The organism is Proteus terrae subsp. cibarius (genome assembly GCF_011045835.1).
Classification (GTDB): Bacteria; Pseudomonadota; Gammaproteobacteria; order Enterobacterales; family Enterobacteriaceae; genus Proteus; species Proteus cibarius.
Genome location: NZ_CP047349.1, coordinates 2389420 through 2410442, shown reverse-complemented (window position 1 = coordinate 2410442; position 21023 = coordinate 2389420). Strand labels below are relative to the sequence as shown.

General features: G+C 34.9%; 20 protein-coding genes. 9 read left to right on the top strand and 11 right to left on the bottom strand.

What is annotated here, in order from left to right; translation table 11 throughout:
- Positions 1-248 precede the first annotated feature (248 nt).
- Both GTH25_RS11260 and GTH25_RS11255 read right to left on the bottom strand, forming a co-directional pair.
- Positions 249-1151 (bottom strand): helix-turn-helix domain-containing protein, encoded by a 903-nt coding sequence (locus GTH25_RS11260; protein WP_075674190.1) that lies wholly within the window; start codon positions 1149-1151, stop codon positions 249-251.
- A gap of 376 nt (positions 1152-1527) precedes the next feature.
- Positions 1528-1707, bottom strand: a complete 180-nt coding sequence (locus GTH25_RS11255; protein WP_036912664.1) for a GhoT/OrtT family toxin — start codon at positions 1705-1707, stop codon at positions 1528-1530.
- A gap of 698 nt (positions 1708-2405) precedes the next feature.
- Here GTH25_RS11255 and GTH25_RS11250 point away from each other — a divergent pair.
- On the top strand, positions 2406-2948 hold the full coding sequence (locus GTH25_RS11250) for a DUF924 family protein (RefSeq protein WP_075674189.1): 543 nt from the start codon (positions 2406-2408) through the stop codon (positions 2946-2948).
- 74 nt (positions 2949-3022) lie between these two features.
- Here GTH25_RS11250 and GTH25_RS11245 read toward each other — a convergent pair whose 3' ends face one another.
- The 4 genes from GTH25_RS11245 to GTH25_RS11230 all read right to left on the bottom strand — a co-directional run bounded on the left by GTH25_RS11245 (position 3023) and on the right by GTH25_RS11230 (position 8479).
- Positions 3023-3799 (bottom strand): dimethyl sulfoxide reductase anchor subunit family protein, encoded by a 777-nt coding sequence (locus GTH25_RS11245; protein ID WP_164530566.1) that lies wholly within the window; start codon positions 3797-3799, stop codon positions 3023-3025.
- Positions 3800-3802: 3 nt separating this feature from the next.
- A complete protein-coding gene (locus GTH25_RS11240; protein WP_023581764.1) occupies positions 3803-4420 on the bottom strand; it encodes a DMSO/selenate family reductase complex B subunit in 618 nt (205 codons plus the stop codon).
- 11 nt (positions 4421-4431) lie between these two features.
- Complete coding sequence (locus GTH25_RS11235) at positions 4432-6864, bottom strand: DMSO/selenate family reductase complex A subunit (RefSeq protein WP_075674187.1); 2433 nt, start codon at positions 6862-6864, stop codon at positions 4432-4434.
- 358 nt (positions 6865-7222) lie between these two features.
- Positions 7223-8479 (bottom strand): mechanosensitive ion channel family protein, encoded by a 1257-nt coding sequence (locus GTH25_RS11230; RefSeq protein ID WP_164530565.1) that lies wholly within the window; start codon positions 8477-8479, stop codon positions 7223-7225.
- Between the two features lie 600 nt (positions 8480-9079).
- Between GTH25_RS11230 and GTH25_RS11225 the strand changes: the two genes are divergently transcribed.
- The gene (locus GTH25_RS11225) at positions 9080-10702 is read left to right on the top strand and encodes a hypothetical protein (RefSeq protein ID WP_075674185.1); all 1623 of its coding nucleotides are present in this window, start codon (positions 9080-9082) and stop codon (positions 10700-10702) included.
- 91 nt (positions 10703-10793) lie between these two features.
- Here the strand turns inward: GTH25_RS11225 and GTH25_RS11220 are convergent, their stop codons facing one another.
- Positions 10794-11372, bottom strand: a complete 579-nt coding sequence (locus GTH25_RS11220; RefSeq protein WP_075674184.1) for an HdeD family acid-resistance protein — start codon at positions 11370-11372, stop codon at positions 10794-10796.
- 193 nt (positions 11373-11565) lie between these two features.
- On the opposite strand from GTH25_RS11220, the gene GTH25_RS11215 reads away from it, so the two are divergent.
- Positions 11566-12420 (top strand): D-amino-acid transaminase, encoded by an 855-nt coding sequence (locus tag GTH25_RS11215; RefSeq protein ID WP_075674183.1) that lies wholly within the window; start codon positions 11566-11568, stop codon positions 12418-12420.
- Positions 12421-12514: 94 nt separating this feature from the next.
- Here the strand turns inward: GTH25_RS11215 and GTH25_RS11210 are convergent, their stop codons facing one another.
- Positions 12515-13075 (bottom strand): helix-turn-helix domain-containing protein, encoded by a 561-nt coding sequence (locus GTH25_RS11210; protein WP_075674182.1) that lies wholly within the window; start codon positions 13073-13075, stop codon positions 12515-12517.
- An 85-nt stretch (positions 13076-13160) separates the two neighbouring features.
- Between GTH25_RS11210 and GTH25_RS11205 the strand changes: the two genes are divergently transcribed.
- Both GTH25_RS11205 and GTH25_RS11200 read left to right on the top strand, forming a co-directional pair.
- Positions 13161-13823 (top strand): AzlC family ABC transporter permease, encoded by a 663-nt coding sequence (locus tag GTH25_RS11205; RefSeq protein WP_075674181.1) that lies wholly within the window; start codon positions 13161-13163, stop codon positions 13821-13823.
- Positions 13820-14149 carry an AzlD domain-containing protein gene (locus GTH25_RS11200; protein WP_083629136.1) on the top strand — a complete coding sequence of 110 codons (330 nt, stop codon included), beginning with the start codon at positions 13820-13822 and terminating at the stop codon, positions 14147-14149. The genes GTH25_RS11205 and GTH25_RS11200 overlap by 4 nt, the downstream gene beginning before the upstream one ends.
- Positions 14150-14231: 82 nt before the next feature.
- Here the strand turns inward: GTH25_RS11200 and GTH25_RS11195 are convergent, their stop codons facing one another.
- The 3 genes from GTH25_RS11195 to GTH25_RS11185 all read right to left on the bottom strand — a co-directional run bounded on the left by GTH25_RS11195 (position 14232) and on the right by GTH25_RS11185 (position 17625).
- Positions 14232-15635 carry an ATP-binding protein gene (locus GTH25_RS11195; RefSeq protein ID WP_159241957.1) on the bottom strand — a complete coding sequence of 468 codons (1404 nt, stop codon included), beginning with the start codon at positions 15633-15635 and terminating at the stop codon, positions 14232-14234.
- Positions 15636-16301 carry a response regulator gene (locus tag GTH25_RS11190; protein ID WP_075674178.1) on the bottom strand — a complete coding sequence of 222 codons (666 nt, stop codon included), beginning with the start codon at positions 16299-16301 and terminating at the stop codon, positions 15636-15638.
- Between the two features lie 682 nt (positions 16302-16983).
- On the bottom strand, positions 16984-17625 hold the full coding sequence (locus GTH25_RS11185) for a hypothetical protein (RefSeq protein ID WP_159241958.1): 642 nt from the start codon (positions 17623-17625) through the stop codon (positions 16984-16986).
- Positions 17626-17877: 252 nt separating this feature from the next.
- Here GTH25_RS11185 and GTH25_RS11180 point away from each other — a divergent pair, with 252 nt between their 5' ends.
- From GTH25_RS11180 to GTH25_RS11165, 4 genes are all read left to right on the top strand, one after another.
- Complete coding sequence (locus GTH25_RS11180) at positions 17878-18216, top strand: DUF5713 family protein (protein ID WP_109420335.1); 339 nt, start codon at positions 17878-17880, stop codon at positions 18214-18216.
- 242 nt (positions 18217-18458) lie between these two features.
- The gene (locus GTH25_RS11175; protein ID WP_075674363.1) at positions 18459-18737 is read left to right on the top strand and encodes a DUF2798 domain-containing protein; all 279 of its coding nucleotides are present in this window, start codon (positions 18459-18461) and stop codon (positions 18735-18737) included.
- Between the two features lie 172 nt (positions 18738-18909).
- Positions 18910-20001 carry an NADH:flavin oxidoreductase/NADH oxidase gene (locus tag GTH25_RS11170; RefSeq protein WP_075674362.1) on the top strand — a complete coding sequence of 364 codons (1092 nt, stop codon included), beginning with the start codon at positions 18910-18912 and terminating at the stop codon, positions 19999-20001.
- A gap of 256 nt (positions 20002-20257) precedes the next feature.
- A complete protein-coding gene (locus tag GTH25_RS11165) occupies positions 20258-20887 on the top strand; it encodes a CatB-related O-acetyltransferase (protein WP_099660631.1) in 630 nt (209 codons plus the stop codon).
- Positions 20888-21023 lie beyond the last annotated feature (136 nt).

Sequence of the window (21023 nt, the reverse complement as noted above, 5' to 3'; positions counted from 1 at the left end):
TTGGCACCTTACCCCCAATAGATGATGTTTACATCAATATTACTCACGGTGGGAGTGGTTTCTTAAGAATAAAAACAACAAGTAATGGTCGAAAACTAGTTAGTGCTAATGGAGATTATGCAAATTACATTCAAGTTTTTGTAGCTGATTGATATTAGATCAATAATAAATAAAAATTATATTTTATAAATATGTAATTAAAAGCTATCTAAAATTAGATAGCTTTTATAAAAAATAAATTATATTTTCTATGTGTTTTGAACACCAATTTCGATAGGAATATAGTAATTCACATCTTTCACTAAAGGAATTGGTTTATAAGCTAGGCTAGAAACTGGATATTCCTCTTTAAAAATATATTCCTCAATATCGGGCGACCCCTTCTTTCTGGGTATATTTAACTTTCTAAGTAAAATACCATAAATATTATAGATAATATCTTTATACTCTAATGTGAGTAATTTTTCAGGGATCGTGAATTTAAGATATTTAGCATTCTCGATATGCGCTTTATGCAAAAATTGTGCATTATACACTTCAGGTTTATTTTCCATCATAGTTGCATATTTTATCGTTAATTCATTATTTTTCTTAGATAAAATATTATGTAAAGCATAAATTCGCTCATGTTTGTAGAGCGCATTTTGAAAAAATACCTTCCAATACTCTTCTCGTGATTTTTCTGTATTAAAATTCCAATCAATTGCATTGGCTTTATAGGTGTGATCTATTCCCGTTAAAGAGAGAGAATCAATAGTGACGATTTCGATATCTAAATTAAAACCACTAAATTTTCTTAACGGTAATGTAAAGCCATGAGCCTGCCAATTCTCTTTTCTACGATAATTATAGGGCGTCATATTAAACAGCTTTTTAAACGCTCTTGAGAAAGTTTGTTGCGAGTCAAAACGATATTTTAACGCAATATCAAGTAGTGGCGTTCTTTGTAAGCGTAATTCAACAGCGGCACAAGAAAGTCGCCTAGCTCGAATATAAGACGCTAATGTTAATCCTGTTTGCTCTTTAAACATGCGTTGAAGATGCCATTTGGAATATCCTGATTTTTGTGAAACATTCTCAAGTTTTAGATCTTTCTCTAAATTTTCTTCAATCCAATAGATAATATCTGTAATGACATTTTCACTAAACATATTCTAGCTCTAATTAAAAATTATTATTGGTGATGGTAAATAATATGCGTATTCGACCAATTTACATAAGATAATGTAATGAAATTAAGCTTGATTGTAAATTTATAAAAATATTTACTCGAATATTATGTTTAAAAATGGCACTCTATTTTCGATAAAGTGACTATTAAATATAACGTATTGACATTGCTTGTTAATATTGTAATTTCTTGAATGAAATAACGAGCAATTAGATATTCTTTTTTAGATAAAATCTAAGCTAAAAGTGTTATTTTTAAAAAGTAGCTAATATATTTATTTAAGAGTAGAAAAGAAAATAGTTATTATTCTAATTTAATAGAATATAACTACTGTTATTAAGTTTAAATTAAAAAAATTAACTAAAAATAGAGAAGATAAGTGCCATAGGAAAGCTAAGAGGCCAAGTTAAGGCAATTAATAATGCGCTTAAAAGGCGCATGGCAAGACTAGGATCTTTGGTTAAAAAGAAAGTAATAATAAACGATATTACAGCTCCAATAAGGTAGCTTATTCCAATAATAGAGATAGCAGACATAACAGATCATTCAGTAAATAGACTGCAACAATTGTACTCCAAAATTGTTAAAGAAACAGAGGAATAGGGCAAACTTTTCAATAAATGTCATTACTAATGTGCAAATTTTAAACATTCATCTCACTTTTGATCTCTGGTTTCTTTTGGGTGTAATCACACAAGATAATAACAAGGTTAAAGCAGAAAAATTAAAAGTTGAAATGTAGTGCATTGATTTAATTGTTTATTTATAACAATCTTTATTGTCATAACATGATGTTTTTAAAAAATAAAATAAGACGGTATCGATCTTTTTTAGTGGTTTCACTATAAAAATTAAAATTTTTAAATGCTGATTTTTAAGGCAGGATAGAGATACAGAGATAAATTTGATGCTTGTAAAATGTTCAGGCTAGTTAAATTGCATCATAATATCGACAGAATGTAACAAATGGAATGAATACCATTTTATACATATTTGTAAATAAATTGGCTTATGGATGGCGCGACTTAATGGATTTAAGCGTTAGCTAGGAAGCATTTTAAATCCCCTTTAAAGATTAAAGAGGGGATTTATTTTTATGTCCTTTTCGGATAGGGATCAATAGCTGTTGCTATATTAAAATGGTAACTTACCAAAGTAGTAACTCGCCAATGACGTTTATTTTGATGAAAATAAACGCTATTTTGATTAATAAACAACTAGCGTGGTAGTTTTTATGATCCCTTATCAATCAACTTTGACGTTTTGGTTTGAAGAATGCACACCAGAGCAATGGTTTAAAAAAGATACTCAGTTTGATAAAGAAATTAGCCGTAGATTTGGTGAATTATGTTTAAGTGCAAGTCGTGGTGAACTAGCATCGTGGAGAGAAACGATAGAAGGGCGCTTAGCTGAGATTATTATTCTTGATCAGTTCTCGCGTAATATTTGGCGTGATACGCCAAAAGCCTTTGCCCAAGATAATATGGCATTAATCTTAGCGCAAGAAGCTATCCGGTTACCTGAATACCTGACATTAGCACCAGTTAAACGTAAGTTTATGATAATGCCATTTATGCATTCAGAATCACCTAAAATTCATCAAGATGCGGTTATATTGTTTTCTCAGATTGATGATGAAAATACTTATCAATATGAACTAAGACACAAAGAAATTATTGATAAATATGGTCGTTATCCTCATCGTAATGCCATCTTAGGTCGAACATCTACGCCAGAAGAATTAGATTTTTTACAGCAACCTGGCTCTTCATTCTAAAAAAAATGCATACCTTTTCGGGTATGCATTTTTGTCTCTTTTCTATGGACGATTAATCAGCCATAAAATTAAGATTACATAGTAATATGCCATAAGTTATAAAAGGCGATACGGCCTGATAACTCAGCAATAATGACCGCAGCCGCGCAAGTTGCTAGCGTCATTTTTGATGCTTGCGCTTTTACTGCAGTAAATCCTACGATAACCACACCTAATGCTAATACAGCTAACTGGAATCCCCAAAATAGAGATTGATCAGCGCTAAGTTCAGGGCCTGTAAAGCCAAGGAAGCTAACATAACCAGAACGAGTCGCAAAAGTAATAATGGCACCGATAATAAAGGATAATGCGCCTAAACGTCTTGCACCTGTAGCCATTGCTAATACACCACCGCCAACTAACAGCGTCATCCAAAATTGCAATGTGGTGTAGTCTGTATTCCAGTTAGCAATTGTAGGAATATGATAGACTTGTGGAATTGACCAAACAAATGCTAGACCGAAAACAACAGTAAGTAGGTTACAAATTTCACGTAAACCCTTCCATTTTTTCATAATAGTGAGTGCAACAGTTGCAAAAGCAAAACCTGTAAACACACCACTTAAGAAGGCTTCGTTACTCATTGGAGAACGACCAATGCCTAATAACATATTGAAAAAACGCAGTGGCTGACCAACGTGTAATCCACCAATACCTAAACCAACTAACATTAAAATCAAGGCTAAAATATTAGCATTACGCAGTTGGTTTTCATCAATTTGACCTAATTTTTTACTGATATAAGCAATAAGAAACAGGCCTGCTGCTGACGAACCTAAAACAGTAAAAAAGACTAGAGGAAGTTCATGCATGGTTTATACCTCCGCCGCATTTTGAACTGAGCCGGTTTTATCACCAGAAGGTTTAGCTTCTTTGTGTGCTTTGATCACGATATTTGGATTGGTCAAACTAGGATCAGGCATTGGCGCGATACCACATTCAGTACCGTGTTTTGCTCTGATCACTTCAATATCATCAAAATCAAGCGCACGTTGAGGACAAGACTCAACACAAACCGGTTTCATGCCTTGTGCTACACGCTCGTAGCAACCATCACACTTAGACATGAGTTTTTTCTTCTCATCGAATTGTGGCGCACCATAAGGGCAACGCAATTCGCAATAACGGCAACCAACACAAATATCTTGGTTAACAACCACTAAACCATCTTCTTCACGTTTATGCATAGCGCCAGTTGGGCAACCTGCAACGCAAGTAGGGTTTGAACAATGGTTACAAGAAATGGATAAATAATAACTATAGATATTTTGTGTCCAGATCCCGTCTTGTTTTGCCCAGCTACCACCACCGTATTCGTAAACACGACGGAATTTAGGGCCTAAATCTAAATCTTTTTCATCCTTGCAACTGACTTGACATGTTTTACAGCCAGTGCATTTAGTGGAGTCAAAATAAAAACCATATTGCTTCATGAGTTAACTCCTTATGCACGTTTCACTTCAACAAGGTTTGTATGTTGTGGATTTCCTTTAGCAAACGGCGATGGGTGCCAGCTTGTTAATGTATTAATACATCCACCTGTATCTACACCTGTTGTATCAAGTGAACGCCATGCACCTTGCGGTACTGCAATCACACCAGGTAATACACGATCTGTAACTTTGACGAGAATATTCAAACGACCACGGGCATTATAAATTTCAGCGATATCGCCAGATTTTAATCCGCGTTCAGCCGCATCAATTGGGTTTAGCCAGAATTGATGAGGAATAGCTTCACGTAACATAGCAACGTTATAGTAACTTGAGTGAACGTGGCCTTTATCGTGGAAACCAGTCATTTGCAGAGGGAATTTCTCTTTAAGCTTAACGTTTTCAACGCCTTCTTCATTCTTACAATATTCTGGAATTGCAGGGATACGATCGCCTTCTGGTAACACCCAGCCATCAGTATCTTGCATTAGTTTTTCAGAATAAATTTCAATCTTACCTGACGCTGTTTTTAGTGGATTAGCGATAGGATCTTGACGGAATGCTTCGAGTGCAACGTATTGATTACGGTTAGGTAATTTACGATCGATAATTCCTACATCATTAGTTTCTGCAAATGTAGGCAGCGCTGGGTTTTTCTCACGCATTTGGTTATAGCAATATTCAATCCACTCTTCGTAAGTACGTCCTTCAGTGAATTGTTCTTTGGTACCCATCTTTTCTGCAATGTCAGTTAAGACATCATAGCAAGGGCGGTTTTCCCAAAGTGGTTTAATCGCATTTTGTAAACGGACAACATAGTGGTAAGCGCCACTGGCGTAAGAGTTATTGATAAGATCGTTTGTCTCAACTGTTGTCACATCTGGCAGTAAAATATCAGCGTATTTTGCAGATGGTGTCATGTGGTTATCCCACACTAAAATAAACTCACATTTTGATTCATCTTGCAGTAAATCATGTGTTTTATTCAAGTCAGCGTGTTGGTTACCAATCACGTTACTGGAATAACACCACATAAATTTAATGCCAGTATCAAGTTTATCTTTATTTCTAACACCAGCATTTTTACTGGTTAACTCTTCACCACGTGCAATTGCTTCAGACCACATAAAAGTTGGGATCAGCGTTTTTACTGGGTTAGGAAGTGCAAAGCTTGCAACAGGGTAAGCGACGTTACCGCCCCAACAACCAGTATTTGTACCAGGGCGACCGATATGACCTGACATTAATGGTAGCATCATAATCGCACGACATGCTTGCTCACCATTTGAAGTACGCTGGATGCCCCAACCTTGAGAAATCCATGCTGCTCTTGCACCGCCAATTTCACGCGCTAATTGGATGATACGTGCAACAGAAATACCAGTTAATTTACTTGCCCACTCAGGTGTTTTTGCAATGCCATCAGGGCCATTACCTAAAATGTAATCTTTATAAGAGCCATTTTCAGGTGCTGATGCAGGTAATGTTTGTTTATCCCAACCGACACAATATTCACGTAAGAAATCTTCATCGGTGATACCTTCTTGGATCATCACATAGCCTAATGCAGCCACTAATGCAGCATCAGTACCTGGATAAATTGGGATCCATTCGGCACCTAATGTTGTCACACTGTCGGTACGACGAGGGTCGATGATGATAACTTTACTTTTGCTCTTATCTAACGCATTTAACGTTTCATAGAACTGACCACCACCAGACATACGTGTTTCAGCCAAGTTATGACCAAACATCACCACTAAGTCTGAATTCTCAATTTCTGTTAACAGTGATTCCAGCATATCGCCATAAACATAAGGCACAATACCAGTTAATTGAGAGTATGAATAAGTACCATAGTCACTTAAAAAACCACCGACAGTACTTAATAAACGTTTACATGCAGTTCTACCGTGTAAGTTTGCACCAGTAGAGCCTGTACCATATTGGTAATAAATGGACTCATTACCATATTTTTCAATGGTATATTTTAATTTTTCCGCGATGATTGAAGTCGCTTCATCCCAAGAAATACGTTCAAATTTACCTTCACCACGCTTACCAACACGTTTCATTGGGTATTTTAAACGATCTGGGTTATATGTTTTCCAACGTACAGAACGACCACGAAGACACGGACGAATTTGGTGAAGACCAAATGTTGAATCATCATACATAGTTTCATTAGAAATACGGCGAATCACACCATCTTTCACATGAACTTTTAATGGACAACGGCTACCACAGTTCACTAGACATGCACTGTACTTGATAGTTTCAGAAGTCTCATCAGGACGAATACCCTGGGGAGTTTGAGCATTAGCAGCGAATGGTAATGAAACCGTTCCTGCAACAGCAGCAGCTCCAGAAATAACTGCTGCAGACTGAATGAATCCACGCCGACTCATTTCAGTCATAGAAGTATTATTTTTAATTTTTGACATTGACATTACCCTAACATTTTTCACAACAAGTAAAGTTGTATATATATGTTAAGTTATAACCCTTCTACCTATAATGATTTATATCAATATAAAAAATGTTAATAACGTTATATAAAAAAATAATTATTAAACAAATGGTTACAATTTCTGATTAATACCACTTTAGTGGTAAATAAAATATCAAATAAATAGGAATTAACAATCGAACGATATATAAAATATAACATATCGATTTTTGCTAATATATAGAAAAACAAGATTGTTAACATGATAACAAAATAAAAGATATAAAAATATTTGTTAATAAGAAAAGTAAAAAAGAAGAATAATTCTCCTTTTTTACTTAATACAAAATGATTTATTGCGGATTATTTTCAGCAGGAAATCTGAGTGCTCTTACATCATTTCCAGTTGGAGATTGGTGAACTCTTAAGCTAAATTGAGGCAAAATAGCAAAGATATGATCAAATATATCTGATTGAATAGCCTCGTATTGAACCCAAACGGTGGTGTTAGTGAAAGCATAAATTTCAATGGGAAGCCCATCTGAGGTGGGTGCTAATTGTCTTACCATAATCGTCATTTGCTTATGTACGTTAGGATGGTTTTTTAAATAAGCTTCAACATACGCACGGAAGGTTCCAATATTGGTCATGCCACGCTGGTTTAATGGCGTTTGACATTCATTGCCCAAAGTTGCATTGAATTGATTAATTTCGCTTTCCTTATTTTTGATATAAGGTGCTAATAAGTGAGCTTTTTCTAGATCATCAAGTTGTTTTTTATCTAAAAAATGGATGCTATTAATATCAAGAGCAAGACTTCGTTTAATACGACGTCCACCTGATTTTGTCATTGCTTGCCAATTTTTAAAGGAATCTGAAATCAGAGAATAAGTTGGAATAGTGGTGACAGTATTATCCCAATTACGCACCTTAACGGTCGTTAAACTAATATCAATAACGGCGCCATCAGCACCGTATTTAGGCATCTCTAGCCAATCACCAAGGCTTATCATATTGTTTGCAGACAGTTGAATACCGGCAACTAATCCCATAATAGGATCTTTAAACACCAACATTAATACAGCCGTCATGGCACCTAAACCACTAAGTAAAATAAGTGGTGATTTGCCAATAAGTAGGGAAATAATCATTATCCCAATTAGCACAGAGGCGGCGAGTTTTAAGCTTTGAAAAATACCTTTTAATGGTAATCGGCCAAATGAGGATGAATTTCTCATGATCTGCATACAGAGATCCATAATAGAGAAAAGCATCAACAAGCCGAAAATTAAACACCATGCTTGAGCGCTGGTGGTGAGAATTTCTTGTGTTTTACCTGATCCCATCCACACCAGCGCTTGGATATTAACAACAACACCTTGGATTAAAAAAGCAAAACGACTAAATAGTTTATTTATTTCTAGAGAAAGTTGCCATTTCTGATCGTACTGAGTTATTGCTTTGGAAATTTTAGGTAAGACTAACTTGTGCAAAATAAAATGGAGAATGATTGCGACAAGAAAAATAATGGCTAAAACGAGTAGGAGAGAAGCGATTTGGGCATACTCCTCATTGAATTGACGTATCCATGTAAGCAGTTGCTGCTGCATAAAATATCCTCATAGTTAATGTGAGCTATATATTAAGAGTACAGAAAAGAGAGCTTAGTTCAAGAAGGTGAATTTTTTGTTACGAAAAATACGAGGGTACACGAGGTAATGAATAAACGTAAAGAGAGGAGTAAAAGCCAGAAATAGTCTTTTGTGCGATGAGGGTGCTACTTCTGGCTTTATACTTTATTTTATTTTTAAATCAAATAATTACAGTAAACGAGTTGATGATAATTGTACAACAACTTTGTGCAGGTGAGTAATAAAAGAAGTCATTGATTTCATATTAAGTATCCTATTAATAAAATGTGATTCACGTCACAAATATTTTCTGATATTGATTTTAATCACATTTCCATAACAGTCAATAGCTTTATACAAAAATATTTTAAAATTTAAATTATTTTTTATGTTAAAGGCATTTTTTAGCGATCAATTTGAGATAATTTTATTAGGATCGATTTTTATCTTATTGTTTATTAGGTATTTATTTCTTCCATCTGACAACAATACTTAGTTGACTTTTTTCTATTGTGATTTTCACTCAAAATTTTTGCTTTAAGCTAAAAATGGAATCGGAAAAAGAAAGGAAATCACTCAATGAATATCGAAACAAAAGAAGAACGCCTGCAAAAAATTATACAAGGTGAGAAGGACATTCTGGCCTTTCAGCCCCCTATTTATAATGCACAATCACAAGTTGTCGTTGATGCCGATGTGAAAGTTGAATTTAATCAGATCAAATCATCACCCGATGAAGCTGATAACGAAGTTAAAATGAATAGAGTCATCAAATATGAGGTTGTTGTAACGGGGATTAATCTGCGTTTAGCCGAATGGCGTACAAGCCCTAAAGGGATTTTAATTTTACCTAATAATAAAGATGTCTACATTACGATAGTGGATAATAATAAAACAGAGATCTCTTTAACGGGAAATCGTAATGGTGTGGCGTCATTGCAATTGATATTAAAAGATGAAGATGATGAAAGTATTGTGTATTACGCAACGCCGATTCAAATTCGAGTTACGCCTCCAAAGCCTAATCCTAACACTGATTGCGCTGTGACTAATTGTGAAAAGTTTGATGATTTACTGACAATACGTTCGGAATCGATGCAATGGCCAAGCAAATGGGCAAGTGTACCTAAAAATTTTGTTGTACATTTACAGGATAAAGAAGGTGAAGATGTTTCAAATAAAGAGGTAAAGCTCGTTTACGATACGGATAATAGTAGCTTAGAGGTTGAACCAGAAATTTATAATTCCGATGGTGAAAAAATTAATATAGGAAAAACTAATAAGTACGGTATCGCAAATTTTAAAGTGAAAATTAAGAAGAGTGAACCTAAGCAAATTGCTGTTTTTCATGCTGAATCTGAAAATAGCGAAGAGCCGGATAAACCTCTTAAATCAAGAGATTACTATGTTGAAATGACAACCGAAAAATTACCATCGCCAAAAGTTCCGGCAACGTTAAATGGTATTTTAAGCTATCACAGCGAAAATTATTGTGTGAATGCAAACCTAATTTTAGGACGCGATATTAGCGAAAGCACACAGGTTGGTTTTTATTTTAATGACCAATTAAAAATGTTGCCTTGTACTGACAAGTCAGCTGTTTCGGTAAGGCTGGAAAATCAAGCGTTAACTAATGGTATTCATTATATCTCTTTCTTTACGGTTGATATCTTTGATAATATTTGTTTCTCCCGACGTGAACGTATTATTGTCGATAATTCTTTAACGGGGGAGTGTGGTAAACAAATTAAAAATATTGCACCTAAACCTTGTATTAGTGTCACTATTCCACAAATTTGTGATCGCTATTTTAATTCTGTGAATATTAGGCTCGTACCTTCTTTATGTTTACAGATTAAAAACCGCGTTGCCAAAATGAATATTCAAAAAATGGTTATCATTTTTAATGGTTACTCTAAGGTCAATAGTAGTGAAAGAACGTTGGTGTATCGTTCTACACTTGAAATTTATGCTGATGATCCTCGTTTAGGCAATTTCTTACAGGATACCACGCCGAATAATGAGCCTATTAATGTGGTTGAAGTACTAGAACCTGCGTTAGAAAGTATTTTGGCAGATGCGTTGCCAAATATTGAAGTAGGGCAATTAGGTATTCAAGTCATGGTCTTTGAAAATACAGGTAATTGCTACCTTTGCGGGGAGAATATGTATACGGTATCTCTGCGCTTACCTTGTGCTTGATGCCTCTGTTTCGTTTTCCATAAATTAAGAGCCACTTATGTGGCTCTTAGTCTATATAAAATGGATGAGATTATTATTACTGAATAATCAATTAATGGGTCATTCTTTTTATTGCACTGGTTATCGATAATATTGTGATAGAACTTAAAATGAGTTGTATACCAATCAATGCCATAACTAATGCCACTGAGGTTTCAGGGCCGAAAGCAAGCAAGAAATAGGCAATTACTAAATCTAAAAATCCCACCAAGATATTAAACCAGCCATAAAAATTATCTTTGATCTGTTTAAAACCTATATTTAGGCGCAGTATTCCTGCAAAAATAAATAAAAAACCGATAAAAAAGGCGAGGCTAAGCATACCTTTTAGTGGGTCGGTGACAAAAATATAGCCAAGCAGGAGATAAATAAAACCCGCCAATAATGTGATCAACATTGACCAACCAGAAGAGACTTGAGCATTAAAACCACCAATAATGCTGGATATTGCGCAGGCAAAAAATACAACACCGAGTAATATACTGATAACAATGCCAGAAGAAAGTGGGTTAATAATACAGATAAAACCTGCAATGAAACCCAATGTGGCAATAACAGTCATTAAAGTACATTGTTTTTTAACCAGTTTCTCTGTTAGCTGGGATAAATTATTTTTATTAATATCTAACATAGCCACCTCTTATCCTTATATTTGGTACATAAGTTAAATTATAGCAATTTCTGCTTATATAACATGGCTTAGTTACATAAAACTATAATTAAAAAGAGGTAGTGATGTGGAAGATCGTCTTTAAAATAGAAAATTGAAAGAGTAAGGTAGTGGATTAAGATAAATTGTTAATAAAATTTATAACGGAGGTAAAATGTCTGATATCGTGTATTTAGACAGTCACTTTGTACCTAAAGAGCAGGCTAAAATATCTGTTTTTGACCGTGGTTTTTTATTTGCAGATGCCGTTTATGAAGTCACTGCCGTTATTGATGGTCAGCTTATTGACTTTAATGGGCATTTTCAACGCTTACAGCGTTCATGCAAAGAATTAGCGCTATCGCTTTCTATTACCAAAGAGCAGCTAATTGATGTTCATCATCAACTTATCGAAAAAAATAACCTTCATGAAGGGCTTATTTATTTACAAATAACACGAGGTACTGATTCCTCTCGTTTTTTTGATTTTCCGGCTTCATCTGTTCCTTCTACAATAGTTGCTTTTGTTCAGCACTCCACAGTCATTAACCATCCCAATGCAAAAAAAGGTATTTCGGTAGTGAGTGTTGAAGATATTCGCTGGCAACGTTGTGATATTAAAACAGTGGCATTATTAGCGGCATGTTTAGCAAAACACCATGCACATCAACAAGGTGCTGATGATGCTATTTTAATTAAAGATGGTTATATAACAGAAGGGAGTTCAAGTAACTTCTTTATTGTTAATCACGATAATGAAATTATTACACGGCCATTGAGTCAGAATATTTTACCCGGTATTACCCGCCAAGCGATTATTCAGTTAGCACAAGAAGAAGGGCTTAAAATAACAGAACGCCTATTTACGCTTGATGAAGCTAAAAAAGCAAAAGAAGCTTTTATTAGTTCAGCAACCACATTTATTTGGCCAGTTGTTTCAATCGATAATGAAGATATAAATCAGGGAAAAGTTGGGCATTTATCTCAACGTCTACGAGAGATCTATATTGATAAAGCACTTAAGAAGTAATTGAATAAGCAGATATTCTTTATCAAATTTATCGCACTGCTTTTTGGATATCGATGGCAGTATAGCAGTGCGGTAAATTCATAATTTTACTATGTTAATTATGATGTTCAATAATCATGACTGCGGTTGTGTCAGGTTCTAAAGCTCGTAATACATGAGTAACATCACCAGGGTAGCAAATATAATCACCAGGTTGTAATTCTTGCTGATCATCTAAAGTGCCCACCATTGCACTGCCACTGATAATAATAATATGTTCAGTGACATTCTTACTGTGGGGATCTGAAACTCTATCTTTTCCCGGCTGTGCAATTACCGTGTATATATCGCGTTTTGCACCTATTGGACAGGATGAAAGTAAAAAAGCATGGTAATAGGCTTTTTCTGCGCTAATTTTAAAGCCATCGCCTTTACGTATTACCTTCACTTCAGGCTGTGGCGCTGAAATAAGTTGAGAGAAAGGGATGTTTAATGCAACACAAATTGCCCAAAGTGTTTCAATACTTGGATTTCCTTGTCCTGCTTCTAATTGAGATAATGTTGATTTTGCAACACCGGCTCGTCTTGCTATTTCAGCAAGTGAAAGGCCCGCTTTTTTTCTTTCTCTAGCCAGTGCTTGAGAAATAATTTCAATAGGCGCACAAGGCGATGACATCATAGATTCCTTCAAAAATCATCTTGCAAAAAAATAAGTCGTTCAACATAATGAACGAATGGTTCGATAAAAAATACTACATTCTATGAAAATTAACAGTCGTCTTGATAATAACGTACTTAGAGATATTGTGCTTGTTTCATTAGCAGATGGTATCGTCGGTATCTCTTATGGTGCATTAGCACATACCCAAGGCTTTGATTTTTGGGTACCGTTGGTGTTATCCATTTTTGTTTTAGCGGGGGCTTCCGAATTTCTTTTTATTGGCGTTGTGGCGATGGGAGGAAGTGCAATATATGCCGCTCTTGCTGGATTAATGGTCAATGCACGACATATTCCTTTTAGTATGGCCGTAAAAGATTTACCGGGGAAAGGGCTTAAATCATTATTAGGTTTTCATATATTAAATGATGAAAGTGTTGTATTTGGTTTATCTCAACGTACTGCTGAACAAAATAAATTAGCATTTTGGGCCTGTGGGTTGGGTATTTTACTTGTTTGGCCTTTAGGAACCATGCTTGGTGTTTACTTAGGATCATTTATTGTAGATATAAAGATGTTAGGGCTAGATGCGATGTTTCCAGCCATCATCCTCGCATTAAGTTTACCGGCATTAAAAAATAAACTAACACGCCATGCAGCAATAATAGGAAGCATTATTGCACTTGCAACCACATTATTCCTCCCTGTTGGGATCCCCGTTTTATTATCGCTATTAGGCGTATTGTTTGTGATAAGGAAAATATAATGTCCACGGCATCTATTATTACAGGAATTATTATTCTTGCTGTTGGTACATACGCTATGCGTCTTTCCGGCATATTACTCAACAATAAAGCGGGTGTGTCAGAGAGAGTTAAAGAGCTCCTCTCATTGTCGGCGATTGTTATTCTGTTTTCAGTGGCGATGACATCGACATTTTTTGATGGTGACCAACTTGCTGATATCTCAAAAGTTATTGGTGTGGGTGTGGCAGGCGTTCTTACTTGGCAGAAAAAGCCTTTTATTATGATTGTACTGAGTGCCGCAATAGTGACAGCAGGTTTACGTTGGTTAATTAATCTTTGGGGATAATCCCCCTTTAGGTCATCACTGTAATCAAATAAAAAGGAGGTACAATATCCTCCTTTATTATGGAATATCGGTTATCTATCTATTAATCGCTGTCTGATGATTTAGCCTCTAAAGGCAGAACAATAATAAAACCAATACCTTTATTATTTAGCCCTTCAGTCACAAGTAACGATGCTTGAATTTTATTAGCGAGATTTTGTGCAATAGATAGACCTAATCCACTCCCTGTTTCGTTGGAGCCAGGAACGCGGTAAAAACGTGAAAATAGAACATTGATATGTTCTTTTGCGACACCAGGGCCATCATCACGCACGATAACATGGATCCCTTCCGCATATCGATTCTCAATAGTTACCTCAACTTGGCTACCTTTGGGGCAATATTTGATGGCATTATCAAGCAGATTATTAAATATGGAGAGCAAAGCCTGTTTATCAGTTTTAATCGTTAAAGCGTGGCCTTCATTGAGTGATAGCTCAATATTTTTAGTAATTGCATAAGGAACACGTTGTGCTATTGCATTTCCAATGACGTTATAGATATCAAGAGATTCTATTTTTAATGGAAAATCGTCAGATTCTAATCGCGCCAAATCAATTAATTGATGAGAAAGAGCCGCCGCTCTATCAAGAGATTGTTTCATATCATCAATAATTTCTTCACGCTCTTTTTGATCATCGACTAAAGAGAGCAGGTGTAATTGAGCAATAACAGCGGCTATTGGTGTTCTCAATTCATGGGCAGCATCTGCCATAAATTGTTTTTCACGAATATTGGCCGCGTCAATTCTAGCCATTAATTGGTTTAATTCTTTAAAGATAGGGCGTATTTCTTTAAATTGCTGGCCTACATTTATCGGCGTTAAATTACGAGGTTTACGATTAGAGATAAGCTCTGCAGCTTGTCTTAGAGGCCGTAAACTAAAATAAGCGGTAATTAAGATTGCAAAAATAACAGTCGCAAGAATAAATAGGAAAGGAACAAAGGTGCCTTCAACAGGGTTACCAATAACATGGCCTCTATCTTCAACCGACTCACCAATAAAGACTTTTATTTTGCGTTTATCACCCCAACTAAAAGAGAGGATCCACTTTTCACCCGCCACAGATACTCTTTCTGATGCTAATGAAAGAACTCTTGTAGGGATTGGTAGCTCAGGGCGGTTAGTATAAATCAGGGTATTATTTGCATCTAAGGCAATAATCCACGGCAGATATTGTAATTCATCATCCTCACCATTGAGCATGGCGTCGATATACATACCTTGTAAGTTATGAGCGACTTCTTTAAGGACTTCAGGCTGATCAGCAACAATTTCTAAGGTATTAGCAAAACCCTCAGCAATAATTTCTTGTTGTTGATTATAAACTTTTTCGAACTCAGCAAGATAATCAAATTGTATCCAAGCTAACCAAACGCCCCAAAGCATAACTATGGAGATAATCTGAAGGACAATGGTGTAAATAAAGAAGGAGCGGATCTTCATTTAATTAGCTTCTTTTTTTAATAAATAACCTACGCCACGAACCGTGATAATGCGCTCTTTGCCTATTTTTCTTCGTAAATTATGCATATGCACTTCAAGGGAATTACTTTCGATTTTATCGTCTAAACCAAATAAGCGCTGTTCTAACTCTGATTTACGTACCACATTGTCAGAATTACGCATTAATTCATATAATAGCTGGTATTCTTTACCTGATAACAAAAGCAGTTCGTTATTTAAAGTGACTTGATGGTTTGCTGGATTAAGTTGTAAATCACCAATGGACCATATTTGTGAAGAAAAACCAGCCATTCTACGACTAACCGCTTTTACGCGAGAAATAAGTTCAGGCATAGCAAAAGGCTTTGGTAAAAAGTCATCTGCACCTGAATCTAATGTTTGTACTAAATTATCAATTTGAGTGCGAGCAGTTAAAATGATAATTGGAATTTTCTCACCACTTTTTCTAAGTGCAATCAGTTCGTCTTGCCCATCACCATCAGGTAGACCTAAATCTAATAACATTAAATCAAAAGGGCGCTGGCTTAATTGAACACGAGCATCTGCAAGTAATCTGACCCAACATGGTTGAAAACCTGCAATTTCAAGCCCGCGACAAAGCGCTTTACCAAGTTGTAAGTCGTCTTCAACTAATAAAATATTCATAATAATACCTACCTAAAATCGTCTTAAGAAAGTATAAGAGCCAAATAAAAATTGAGCAATATAATAAAATGTAAAGCAAGGTTTGATTAATGAACTCTTAATGTAAGATAAATTTTTATTTAATATGTTTTACTAAAAATAAATGACTAGAGTTTTTAGGAGTAGATTGAGATAAATATACTATTTATTTCATTTTTATCGTGTTAAGGCATTTAATGTTAATTTTAAAGATTTTTTTTAGATAGAATTAGCGTAATTAACCTAATGTGAATAATAAATATCTCACATTATTATGCTAAGATAACTTAAATACTTTATTTGAGATTTTTTAGATTTAAAAATGAAGTCTATTAAAAATTAATGTTTAATAAATAAGTTTTTATGTTTAAAATAATATAAATATAGAATATTGATTTTATTGAATAATATAGCTATTAAATTGATGCCTTATTCTTTTATTGAAAATAAATAACTATTTTAATATACCCCTGTTGTGCAACATTTTTATCAGATTTAAATTATTTACTCTATTCATCTATACTCTTGCAGTAAAACTTAACTACTGGAAAGGAATTAAATTTTCAATAAAAGGAATTTATATGAAATTAGATGGTGTTATTTAGTATAAATTAAATCATTCTGTGTCAGAAATGCTCCCAACCCTCTGGGAGCATTTCACATATCACTTGCAAAGTGAGTTATCCCACAACATTAAGTTAAATGGTAAATTTAACGGTTTCACCAATTCATTTGTGGTAGTTTGAAGCTCTGCTTTTGCTTGAGCTAGTCGTTGTTTATCTATATCAGGAATAAAGCCATCTTTTGCTGGTAAATCATCTAATGTGTACTCTTCCACTAAAACGCCATTAGCCCAACGTTGAAATAGCCAATAACTTTCTGGCATCAAAGTATATTTTGTACCGTCAATAATTGTTGTTTTATCTTCCTGATAACGAACAGGAATAAGCTGGTTTGCAACATTATCCCAAATCCAACCTTTGTATGTTCCATCTTCTAATCGATTTATCGACCAATGCATATCATCAGGATGATAAAAATACAGCTCAGTTAATACAACGTAAGATGTATTTTTTGTTGATAAAGAAGCTTGAATAAGGCCATTAGTAAAATAAGAAATATAAAGCGTTTTATTATCAATATTCAGTTCAATACTGCAAGTATTCCAATGTGTTATTGTTAAACCTTCTTTAGCTGGTTTTTCTGGAATGGAAATCACCGCATCTGTTACATCATCTTCTGCTGGTGGGTAGTAATGACCTGTAATATATTCACCATTATTGCCATAGAAGTGCCAGGTCGCCAATGGTGAGCTTTTAAAAAATTTATTAATAGTCAAAAAAGAGAGCAGTGCAATAGTCAAAAAAAGAAATATAAATCGTATTTTTTTAGCCATTTTAATTAATTGCCTATTTTCCGTTTGCTGGACAGAATTCTATAAATTCGGATAAATAAAAGCGAGACATTTAATTAAGAAACGTAATATACTTTTCCGTAATTGAGATAATAAGTATACTTTAATGACCTTAAGATAAATACTTAGATAAGGATGTTTGTAATGATTAAAAATAAAGTACTAGCAGAGCATTATTTTTTAAAAGAAATGGACAATGATAATTATTATCCAACACATCTTGTGAAGAAAGGACAAGAGTTATTAAAAGCACTTTGTTTAAAAATAGAAGCAACTTCACCTAAAAATTTGGCAGAGCTTTATATTCTTACGCAAGAAACAACAGACCAATTTAATGAGTTAGCTGAAGAGTTTTATGAGGAAAATAGCGAGATCGAAACAGTAGCAAGAGAGTGTATTGCTGAAGATTTTGGCGTCATTGCTGATGAATATGGCTTTGAAGATGCTGATATAGAAGAATTAATTGCAACACGAGATTGGTAGAAATAAGATGAGAAAACTATTTTGTGTTTTCTCATCTAGATGAGCTTTAATTTTATCAATGACCATCTAAATGATAATGAGAATAATTTAGTTGACAAAGAAATATTTATTAATAAACTAGCACCCAGTTTAGTCAACAAAGACTCGTAAGCGTTTACGTTAATCAACGCATATAACATTTTTAGCCTGTTGTATTGGCAGTTATGTGCTGTTGTACAATCGTATTATTGGAGTCTTTATCTATGTCTTTTCAGGACAAAAATTACTTTTTAGGTATTCCTAAACTTCCTACTCGAGCAATGATTTTTCTTGTTCCCTTTTTCCTTTCTTTTATTATGTCAGGTATTGTTTCGTTTATTAGTACCGTCAAATCGTTAGGAATGGGAATGTATGTAATCTCCCCATGGTTAACTTCTTGGGGGATCTCTTGGATGATTGCTTTTCCAACGGTTTTATTTGTCTTACCAATCGCAAGACGCTTTTCACTATTATTGGTGAAACCTGCCAAATCTAATGATTAATCAACAAAGAGATCCGCATCAATTGCGGATTTCTTTGTTTTTCACAATGTGAAGTAAAACATCGCCTAAATGAATAAGATCCGATAGCCTTAAACCTGTATATTTAAATGGTATATCTAAAAGCGAAGACATTTTCTTTGCATAAATTCTTATTGATAGCAGGAGGCTTTAAATGAGTTTGTTGTTCTCCCCTAAAAAATTAGGCCCCCATCAGTTAGATAACCGTATTATTGTTGCACCTATGTGCCAATATTCAGCACAAGAAGGTTACCCAACCGCATGGCACACTATGCATTACGGGCAACTAGCACTATCTGGTGCTTCGTTAGTGATTGTTGAAGCAACAGCGGTTGAGCCTAGAGGTCGTATTAGCTATAAAGATTTAGGTATTTGGTCTGACCAACATGGTAATGAACTAAAAAAGCTAGTTGATAATATTAAACTGTATTCATCTGCAAAAGTCGGTATACAGATTGCACATGCCGGACGTAAAGCATCGACTGATTTACCTTGGAATGGCGGAGCATCATTAGCGCCAGATTCTCCTAATGGATGGCAAAAAGTTGCACCTTCAGAAATCCCTTTTGGAAAGAATCATCAACCTCATGCGTTGGCTGTCGATGAAATTGACGAAATAAAACAAGCTTTTGTTGATGCTGCTAAAAGGGCTGAATCAGCAGGATTTGACGTTATTGAGATCCACGGTGCTCACGGATATTTATTGCACGAATTCCTATCTCCACTATCTAATCACAGAACGGATCAATACGGTGGTGATTTTAATAATCGTAGTCGGTTATTAGTGGATGTCTTTGTTGCAGTGAAAAATGCAGTTTCTGATAATGTTTGTGTTGGCGTCAGGATTTCCGCAACAGATTGGGTTGAAGCTGGTTGGGACTTAGAAAGTACGATTGCTTTAACTCAGCATCTTGAAGAGTTAGGTTGTCATTATATTCATGTTTCTTCTGGTGGATTATCAGAAAAGCAAGAAATTAAGCTAGGCCCTAATTACCAAGTACCATTTGCTCAAGCAATTTATAATGAAACACAACTGCCTGTTATTACAGTTGGCCTTATTACTGAGCCAGAACAAGCAGAAGCTATTTTACTTACAGAGCAAGCTGATTTTATCGCTTTAGGCAGAGGTATTCTTTATGATCCTCGTTGGCCTTGGCATGCAGCAGAAAAACTCAAACAAACCATAAAAGTAGCACCTCAATATTTACGTTGTGCGCCTCATGGTAGCAAAGACTTTTTTAAATAATATTATCAAGCTACGGGAAATAACCAATCGTTATTAAGGTTATCCGTAGCTTTTTCTTTGATAATCTTTATTATGGTGCAGATAAACTGCAAGTATAAGCGCATTGCGTTGGAAAAGTTGGCCGTAAAGCAAGATGAAAAAAAATCCCTTATTACTTCAACCAAGGATTGCTTAAGACGATGTGTTTTGAATGCGAACACATCATCAGAGAATTAAGCATTCTTTGATGACTCATTAATTTATAGCGAGTCATATTATGAAAAATAAACATTGGTCGCGTGTAGAATATCTGCACGAAACAGTTAAAAATAAAAACATTATCATCAAAGGACAACACAGTTATTACAGTGATTGTTGGGATGATGGTTTTGAAACTTCAGTTGTACGTTATCTATATGGTGACGAGATTAGCCTGCAATGGGAACCATTGTGGGAAATTGATAAATTATATATTGGCGATTATGTCTGTATTGGTGCGCAAGCGGTGATATTAATGGGTGGCAATCATACTCACCGAATGGATTGGTTTTCTCTTTATCCTTTTATGGATAAGATTGAGGAAGCCTATATTGGCAAAGGTGATACCTATATTCATGATGGCGCATGGATAGGAATGCGTGCAATGATAATGCCAGGTGTGACAATTGGTGAAGGTGCTATTGTTGCGGCTAATAGCGTTGTTTCCAAAAATGTTGAACCTTATAGCATTGTAGGAGGAACACCCGCACAACATCTTAAATATCGATTTGAGCCTAAAGTTATTGAGCAACTATTATCTTTAAAGATTTACCAATGGTCAGAAAAGAAATTTGAAGCGCTCAGACCTCTTTTATGCCAATCATCAATTGATAAATTATTAATTGCAGAAGCACAGTTTATTGAATAATACTAACCCCCCTAAGCGGTAATAAGCCTAGGGGTTTTACTTAGTGTTTCTTTTAATATATTTTAAAAATAGTATTTATATTTATAGAGTAGCATTTCCTTTTATTTGATCATTATCTCAAAAGTAAAAATATTTT

Bases quoted from the DNA above. Each gene is read 5' to 3' on its own strand.
- GTH25_RS11205 (WP_075674181.1), top strand. From the start codon at position 13,161: ATGAAAATTAACAGTCGTCTTGATAATAACGTACTTAGAGATATTGTG.
- GTH25_RS11255 (WP_036912664.1), bottom strand. From the start codon at position 1,707: ATGTCTGCTATCTCTATTATTGGAATAAGCTACCTTATTGGAGCTGTA.
- GTH25_RS11260 (WP_075674190.1), bottom strand. From the start codon at position 1,151: ATGTTTAGTGAAAATGTCATTACAGATATTATCTATTGGATTGAAGAA.
- GTH25_RS11210 (WP_075674182.1), bottom strand. From the start codon at position 13,075: ATGTCATCGCCTTGTGCGCCTATTGAAATTATTTCTCAAGCACTGGCT.
- GTH25_RS11165 (WP_099660631.1), top strand. From the start codon at position 20,258: ATGAAAAATAAACATTGGTCGCGTGTAGAATATCTGCACGAAACAGTT.
- GTH25_RS11230 (WP_164530565.1), bottom strand. From the start codon at position 8,479: ATGCAGCAGCAACTGCTTACATGGATACGTCAATTCAATGAGGAGTAT.
- GTH25_RS11215 (WP_075674183.1), top strand. From the start codon at position 11,566: ATGTCTGATATCGTGTATTTAGACAGTCACTTTGTACCTAAAGAGCAG.
- GTH25_RS11240 (WP_023581764.1), bottom strand. From the start codon at position 4,420: ATGAAGCAATATGGTTTTTATTTTGACTCCACTAAATGCACTGGCTGT.
- GTH25_RS11220 (WP_075674184.1), bottom strand. From the start codon at position 11,372: ATGTTAGATATTAATAAAAATAATTTATCCCAGCTAACAGAGAAACTG.
- GTH25_RS11195 (WP_159241957.1), bottom strand. From the start codon at position 15,635: ATGAAGATCCGCTCCTTCTTTATTTACACCATTGTCCTTCAGATTATC.
- GTH25_RS11175 (WP_075674363.1), top strand. From the start codon at position 18,459: ATGTCTTTTCAGGACAAAAATTACTTTTTAGGTATTCCTAAACTTCCT.
- GTH25_RS11170 (WP_075674362.1), top strand. From the start codon at position 18,910: ATGAGTTTGTTGTTCTCCCCTAAAAAATTAGGCCCCCATCAGTTAGAT.
- GTH25_RS11245 (WP_164530566.1), bottom strand. From the start codon at position 3,799: ATGCATGAACTTCCTCTAGTCTTTTTTACTGTTTTAGGTTCGTCAGCA.
- GTH25_RS11225 (WP_075674185.1), top strand. From the start codon at position 9,080: ATGAATATCGAAACAAAAGAAGAACGCCTGCAAAAAATTATACAAGGT.
- GTH25_RS11190 (WP_075674178.1), bottom strand. From the start codon at position 16,301: ATGAATATTTTATTAGTTGAAGACGACTTACAACTTGGTAAAGCGCTT.
- GTH25_RS11250 (WP_075674189.1), top strand. From the start codon at position 2,406: ATGATCCCTTATCAATCAACTTTGACGTTTTGGTTTGAAGAATGCACA.
- GTH25_RS11180 (WP_109420335.1), top strand. From the start codon at position 17,878: ATGATTAAAAATAAAGTACTAGCAGAGCATTATTTTTTAAAAGAAATG.
- GTH25_RS11235 (WP_075674187.1), bottom strand. From the start codon at position 6,864: ATGTCAAAAATTAAAAATAATACTTCTATGACTGAAATGAGTCGGCGT.